The sequence below is a fragment of the bacterium genome (assembly GCA_040755795.1).
GTDB lineage: Bacteria > UBA9089 > CG2-30-40-21 > CG2-30-40-21 > SBAY01 > JBFLXS01.
In genome coordinates this window covers 1-7,095 of record JBFLXS010000203.1, presented here as the reverse complement: position 1 = coordinate 7,095, position 7,095 = coordinate 1, and the positions used below count along the sequence as shown (strand labels likewise).

General features: G+C 39.1%; 6 protein-coding genes. All 6 read right to left on the bottom strand.

The window, feature by feature from the left end; genetic code table 11:
• Positions 1 to 1,023: DNA polymerase III subunit delta (gene holA / locus AB1414_12780; protein MEW6608296.1), on the bottom strand; the 1,023-nt coding region annotated here is incomplete at its 3' end.
• A gap of 37 nt (positions 1,024 to 1,060) precedes the next feature.
• Complete coding sequence (locus AB1414_12775) at positions 1,061 to 1,567, bottom strand: LptE family protein (protein MEW6608295.1); 507 nt, start codon at positions 1,565 to 1,567, stop codon at positions 1,061 to 1,063.
• A complete protein-coding gene (locus AB1414_12770) occupies positions 1,564 to 2,946 on the bottom strand; it encodes a Fic family protein (GenBank protein MEW6608294.1) in 1,383 nt (460 codons plus the stop codon). Before AB1414_12770 ends, AB1414_12775 begins: the two co-directional genes overlap by 4 nt.
• Positions 2,947 to 2,958: 12 nt before the next feature.
• Positions 2,959 to 3,504: an aminoacyl-tRNA hydrolase gene (gene pth, locus AB1414_12765; protein ID MEW6608293.1), complete on the bottom strand. Its 546-nt coding sequence runs from the start codon at positions 3,502 to 3,504 to the stop codon at positions 2,959 to 2,961.
• Positions 3,505 to 3,792: 288 nt separating this feature from the next.
• Complete coding sequence (locus AB1414_12760) at positions 3,793 to 5,736, bottom strand: tetratricopeptide repeat protein (protein MEW6608292.1); 1,944 nt, start codon at positions 5,734 to 5,736, stop codon at positions 3,793 to 3,795.
• Entirely contained in the window at positions 5,723 to 7,039 is a 1,317-nt protein-coding gene (locus AB1414_12755; protein ID MEW6608291.1) for a hypothetical protein, read from the bottom strand. The genes AB1414_12760 and AB1414_12755 overlap by 14 nt, the downstream gene beginning before the upstream one ends.
• Positions 7,040 to 7,095 lie beyond the last annotated feature (56 nt).

Here is a 7,095-nt window from a genome sequence, read left to right as displayed (position 1 = left end):
TTTACAGGTTTTAAAAATAAGTAATTCTATAACTAATGGATGGGTTCTGTAATCGCAGGATTTAAGGCTTAAATCAGTTTGGAGAAGTAATTCAAATATCTGTCTTAATTCTTCATATGAGAATAATTTTATCTGTTCCCAGATAGCAGTTTGTTGTTTTTTGAACTTTATATTCAAAATTTGGGCTATTTGTGTCAGGATTTTACCTTGTTCTTGAAGCTCTTTTGCCTGCCAGAGAAGTCTGAAATGCCTTGTAATCAGATACAAAATAGGTAAAAGTTCCTCCCCCTGATTGCAGAGTTGTTTGAAAATCGCTAATGATTGAGCCTTTTTTCGATAGCCAATAGCATTTATTAAAGAAAAGACATTTTCCTCATGAAAGCCTAAAGATGCCTTCAGAATATCATTCTCTTCAATTGTTGGTTTATTTGCGACATAAAGAAGTAATTTATCCAATTCTGTATTTAAAATATTAAGATTAGTGCCAGCTCGTTGGATAAGTAAGTTAGCGGCTTGAGTAGAAATTGTCTTTTTCCCTCGCTGGTAACTTTGTGATTGAATCCATGTTAGGGCTTGCTTATCAAAGAGCGGATAGAAAACAACGATTGTGCCTTTGTTAACCACTGTTTTGTAAAGTGAATGTTGGGGTTGCAATTCATTGGCTAAAAGGATAAGTCGCGTAAAAGGGGCTGGATTTTCCGCATAAGTAGCCAGTAAGTTTTTACCCTGGTTAGATAAAGAATCAACATTTTTCACCACAATCATCCGCCAATTATGCAACATTGGGAAACTGTTGGCTACACCAATGATAGTTGAGGCATCTGTTTGGTCTCCATAAAAAATATCATAGTTAAATTCCATAGATTCTGATGTAGGGAAAGTAATCTTTTTTAATCGCGCGATGATTTCTTCTTTTTGATATTCCTCTTCTCCTAAAAATAGGTAGGTTTGGGCTATCTTTCTTTGATTAAGCCATACAAGAATAGTTTGATAATTTATTGGTCGATATTCTTCAGAACTCATTTAAGTCTACCATTTTATCGTCCCCGTTCAGCATTACTTATCTTTTAATTGTTATGCTCACGAGATAATATGCGATTTTTGAAAGGGCTTTATAAATTGCCTCTTGTTCAGAGGTAATGTCAAAATCCCCTGGTCTATAAGGTGAAGTGGACGGAATATACAATATTGTTTCCTCCCATTCTTCATCCCACAAAGGTTTATTCTCAGTTAAGTCCGTAAGTCCAAAACTTACCCCAATAGTTATCTTGTATTTAGCAATATTACCTTCTTTGTCGTAGGAAAAAGGGATTCTCTCGAAGTGGTTAATTTCCCCTTTTAATTCAGCCTGAGCCAATTTTTTATCCACAACATTTAATCTGCCATCACGGATAAATTCCTCTATGACCATATTCGTGATAATCTCTTCTAACCCATATTGAAATGTCTGATTAGTAAAGATAGGGATAGAAATAGAAGTAATATGTTCTGGTAGAGTGCGTATTGGCGTATGAGCACAGCTACTTAGACCAAGAATAAACCCGAGTAAGAGTAAATTTTTCATCATAGCGAAATTCTCCTTTTTTCTATTTCTAATTCAATTTGCTTTAAGAACTCATTAAATACCTCGACAAAAAAGTCTTCTAATGCTCTTTTATTCCAGTTTTCCCATAACACACCACCATGAATAGAATTGATAACTTGAGGTTTACCACAAATATCCTTATCTTGTTCTAATCTGGATATAGAGATAGTAGAAACAATATCTATGGTAAATCTTGTAGGTACAACGGCAAAAATTAGCATACCTTGAGGGATATATCTTCGTTTTGGAACTAATTCAATTATTACAATATTTGTCTCGTCTATCTCAAAGGGTATGATTATGTTTTTATTTTCTAAGTATTGTTTGATTTCAGGCATTTCATGTAATAATCGAGATGCACCACTGGCCTGCGTAAGCACAAACTTCTTTTCTTCTGATTTATACTCTCTTATTATTTCGTCAGCCAGATTGTTTAAGAATGAGTAAATCTGTTGGAAACAGTATTTTCTCTTTTCTTCATCCACTCCTTTAGAAACAATGCCAATGTCTTTATCCAATTTCTCAATCTTTTCTTCAAATATCCCCAATCTTCTCTTCAGATCCTCCTTACTGAATGCCTCTTTTCCTTCAATCACATTAAGCATCAGAGTTATTGTATTGGTTACTTCTCGTTCTACCATTTCGATAAAGTGTGTATCGTCTCCTTTATCAGCCTCATCCAACGCCTGATAATACTCCTGGCGGTCTTCCATTTTTATGATAGCCGGCGTATAGCTTTCTTGTATAAGGATAGTGTTGAGGATTAACCTACCGACCCGTCCATTACCATCAGTAAAAGGATGTATAGCCACTAATTTATGGTGAAAGATAGCTGATAATTTTACGGGATGTAGTTTATCTTTATTCTCATTATACCATTGGAGCAATCTCTCCATCTCTCCTGGTACCTGGAGATAATCACAAAAATAATGTATTGTCCCATCAAGTTTAATCACATGGTTATTATCATACTTATATTTTCCTGGCTCAATCTTCTTTTTTACCCTATTGTGAGGAGGTCCTATCCAAATATATTCAGTATCCTTCATTATTAATGCATGAAATTCCTTAATTAATCCTTCAGTCAACGATATTTTTTTCTTGATAACATCATTAAGATAATCAATTGCCTCAGCATGATTTTTTGCCTCAAGGTATTCTGAAAAGGGTTTTCCTTTAGAGGTTAGTCCTTCTCGCAGGAAAAAAGCAGTTTCAGATAATGATAAGGTATTACCTTCAATAGCGTTGCTATTGTATGTCCATTCAATCCTTAACTTTTCCTGGACAGCGAGCATTTTATTAGAATCTATGGGACGATAATTATCCAATTTTTTCTTGAGTATATCTAATTCTTCAAACATAAATCCTAACTCCTAATTAAACTTATTCATGGCTATATCAATTCCTTCTTCAATGATACACATTGTAGCCTGAGCAACTCTTTTTATTGCCTCTTCGATTATTTCTTTTTCTTGTGGTGTCCAATTAGAAAGAACATAGTGCCGAAATTCGATTTCAGGAGGTGGTGAACCGATACCTACGCGGATTCGAGGGAATTGTTGACTACCTAATTTTTCAATGATGGATTTCATTCCATTATGTCCGCCGGCACTACCTTCTTTGCGAATCCTGATTTTACCCACAGGTAGGTTTATATCATCGTATATGACCACTAAATCTGCAAGGTTAATTTGAAAATGACGGATTAACAATTCAACTGCCTCACCGCTAAGATTAACATAGGTCATTGGTTTAGCCAGGATGACCTCGTTGTTCTGTCCCATTCGTGATTTATATTTTCTTCCTTTAAGTTCAATCTTATTCAATTTAGCCAGGCTATTGATGACCTTAAATCCAACATTATGCCTTGTTTGGGCATAATCTAATCCCGGATTCCCTAATCCAACAATAAGTTTCATATCTATGAATTATACCATATTATCCTTGAAGAATGCAAGAAAAAGTTTTCGTAACCGTTCAGCCACAGAGGCACAGAGTTCACAGAGAATTAAGGAAATTAGCCACATAAGGATACGAATTAAGCTCTGACATCCCATAAATGTAGTGCGAACCTTTAAGTTCGCTTTCCTGCTTGCCAGAAGCGAGGCTAAAGCCTCGCACTACAAATCTTTTTATTATTCGTGTTCATTCGTAGTTATATATTCCCTCTGTGTTCTCTGTGACTCTGTGGCTATATCCCTGAACGGTTACCCCAGTTGATTAGCCTCTCCCTGCAGATACCCTATCTGCTTATCTATCTCAAGAGCCTGCTTATGGTATTTCAACGCCTGGTCCAATTCCCCCATATCGCGATAAACCAGGCCAATATTGCCCAGGTCAGAAGCCTCTCCCTGCAGATACCCTATCTGCTTATCTATCTCAAGAGCCTGCTTATGGTATTTCAACGCCTGGTCCAATTCCCCCATAGCGCGATAAACCAGGCCGATATTGCCCAGGTCAGAAGCCTCTCCCTGCAGATACCCTATCTGCTTATGGAGCTCAAGAGCCTGCTTATGGTATTTCAACGCCTGTTCCAATTCCCCCATATCGCGATAAACCAGGCCGATATTGCCCAGTTGATTAGCCTCTCCCTGCAGATACCCTATCTGCTTATGGAGCTCAAGAGCCTGCTTTAGGTATTTCAACGCCTGTTCCAATTCCCCCATATCGCGATAAACCAGGCCGATATTGCCCAGTTGATTAGCCTCTCCCTGCAGATACCCTATCTGCTTATGGAGCTCAAGAGCCTGCTTATGGTATTTCAACGCCTGTTCCAATTCCCCCATATCGCTATAAACCAGGCCGATATTGCCCAGGTCAGAAGCCTCTCCCTGCAGATACCCTATCTGCTTATGGAGCTCAAGAGCCTGCTTATGGTATTTCAACGCCTGTTCCAATTCCCCCGTATCGCGATAAACCAGGCCGATATTGCCCAGGTCAGAAGCCTCTCCCTGCAGATACCCTATCTGCTTATCTATCTCAAGAGCCTGCTTATGGTATTTCAACGCCTGTTCCAATTCCCCCATATCGCGATAAACTATGCCGATATTGCCCAGGTCAGAAGCCTCTCCCTGCAGATACCCTATCTGCTTATCTATCTCAAGAGCCTGCTTGAAGTATTTCAACGCCTGTTCCAATTCCCCCATATCGCGATAAACCAGGCCGATATTGCTCAGGTCAGAAGCCTCTCCCTGCAGATACCCTATCTGCTTATCTATCTCAAGAGCTTGCTTATGGTATTTCAACGCCTGGTCTAATTCCCCCATATCGCTATAAACCAGGCCGATATTGCCCAGTTGATTAGCCTCTCCCTGCAGATACCCTATCTGCTTATGGAGCTCAAGAGCTTGCTTGAAGTATTTCAACGCCTGTTCCAATTCCCCCATATTGCGATAAACTATGCCGATATTGCCAATGACTGCTGCTTCATTTCTGTAATTTTTAGCTTTTCTAAACAGTGGCAGGGCTGTTTCATAATACCTTAGCGCATCCTGGAAATTTGAGAGTTCCTGGTGAAGGTAGCCAATGTCAAAAGCCAGGTCAGCCTTTGCTTCTTCAGATAACGCCTCTGCCTGGGTTCTGAAGGTTTCTGTCAGAGAGGCAAGCCTCTGCTCATTTTCCGAAGGTTCTTCTGCCTTTTGAGCAATTTCCCGGCGAACCTTTGCCTCATCTCCAAATCGGAAGACACCTGACTTAAATGTATAAAAATCCGGGGCTTTAAAGATAACCAGGTTTAAGAGCGAATCATCTACGAAGAATATCAGACTGAGATTTTGCTGACCGATTTTATCTCGGTTAAGGTTTATCCCCTGCAGAAACCGGCTAAGGCTCGGCTCATCTTCCCTGATAGAGACAATATCCCGGATTAAAAAGACAGGCTTCAAAGAGGGTTTGGGATTGGCTAAAAAGTACTGCTCAATTTTGGCAAAGGGGTCAATTATGGTTGGCGACAAAAAGATAGAATAGCAATCAAACTCCCTGGCCATCTCTTTTGCAATTCTCTCAGCCAGTTCATTTTCTACATCCGAAGTTTCACAACTAATAAAAAAAAGGCAGCCCCGGTTTTTAAAAAGGCGGAGTTGATGAAAGAGGCGGGGAATCTGAAGTTCATCCTTTTTACGAAAGACAACTGTTTTATCAGGCTTTTTCATTTTGTTTAATCTTCCTATATTCTTCTACATCTGATATTAACAAAGGATGGATATCGCACCATTCATCACCATTCATATATTCGAGGGCAAACAGGGAATGGAATAATTCTAAAGCTTCTACCCTATCCGGGCTGAGGAGTCTCTTGTGGTCATATATTTCAAGCAATATATCATAATAAGTACGGTTAAGGGCACGCTTTTTATTTGCCCGCTCTTCATTGATAGCTGTTTCCATGTCAACAGTATCAATCTTTTTACCGCCCTGGACCCTTGAATAACTTGAGGCAGAGGCAATAAGGTCAATTAAGGTACGGAACACACCCCCACTGGCATCTACAGCCATATTCAAGGCATTGTCTTCAATCAAATCCTCTTCCATCCGCTTAAACACAAGCTGTCGCAGGGTTTCTCTATGTTTTGCAGTTTTTTCATCTTCTTTGCCATCTCTATCTTTCAACCTCAGATTACGCAGGACCTTTTGCCGCCCAATCTTGCTAACAATCACCGCACTCTTTGGTGAATAAATCATTGAGATAGGAATAGTAAGCAAGGCGCTGCACTTAATATCGCCAATAATATTTCCCTCTTCAAAGAAAAGTTTTTCTGCCTGTGTGGGACCAGTCTTGTCCAGATCGTCTATAATCAGCAATATATCACGTGGTGTAATTGATAGTTTGATATTAAGGATAATATCGTTGACTAAATTACGCAGGTCAGTAACCTTAACCCTGTAAAATTCACGAATCTGTTTGCGTGTTTCAGACTGCAGTCGTACTTTTGCGAAAAAGTCAGCACCCAGTCTTACAAAAGGGAATTTGAAACCCGTGTTTGCCTCTACGCCCCCTCCAATTTCACCATTTCTTGCTTCTGTAGTAGTCTTTTCGATTTGCAACTTGTCGGTGAAATAGCCCTCCATCTCTTTTAAACGCTCTTGCAAATATCCCGGCAGAGTAGTGTTTGTTTCTTCTGCCTTCTCTAAAATCTTAAAGGTCATAGTGAGCAAAAAGTCAATAATATCTATATCATTAATATCAAGCACTTCATTGGCGCTGTATTTAACCACTAAATACTTTGCATTAATTGCTTCATCATAGTCAATCTTGTTCAGTTCAGTTGACTTACCATTGCCCGGATGTCCACCAAGGAGAAATTTTAGCCCCCGGTTAGTGGTCAGAAGGTCATCTTTGATTATCTCAATCTCCTTTCGTTCTGTCTCCACATACCAGGGATCATCTTTTGGACACAGGGGTTTCTGGCTATCGAAACAATTTATCACATCATCCAATTTAGAAGCCTTTGACATTTAGCACCTCTTATATTATATTCTACCAAAAAATTAAGATTATGTCAATCAAATTT

Bases quoted from the DNA above. Each gene is read 5' to 3' on its own strand.
- AB1414_12755 (MEW6608291.1), bottom strand. From the start codon at position 7,039: ATGTCAAAGGCTTCTAAATTGGATGATGTGATAAATTGTTTCGATAGC.
- AB1414_12775 (MEW6608295.1), bottom strand. From the start codon at position 1,567: ATGATGAAAAATTTACTCTTACTCGGGTTTATTCTTGGTCTAAGTAGC.
- AB1414_12760 (MEW6608292.1), bottom strand. From the start codon at position 5,736: ATGAAAAAGCCTGATAAAACAGTTGTCTTTCGTAAAAAGGATGAACTT.
- pth (MEW6608293.1), bottom strand. From the start codon at position 3,504: ATGAAACTTATTGTTGGATTAGGGAATCCGGGATTAGATTATGCCCAA.
- AB1414_12770 (MEW6608294.1), bottom strand. From the start codon at position 2,946: ATGTTTGAAGAATTAGATATACTCAAGAAAAAATTGGATAATTATCGT.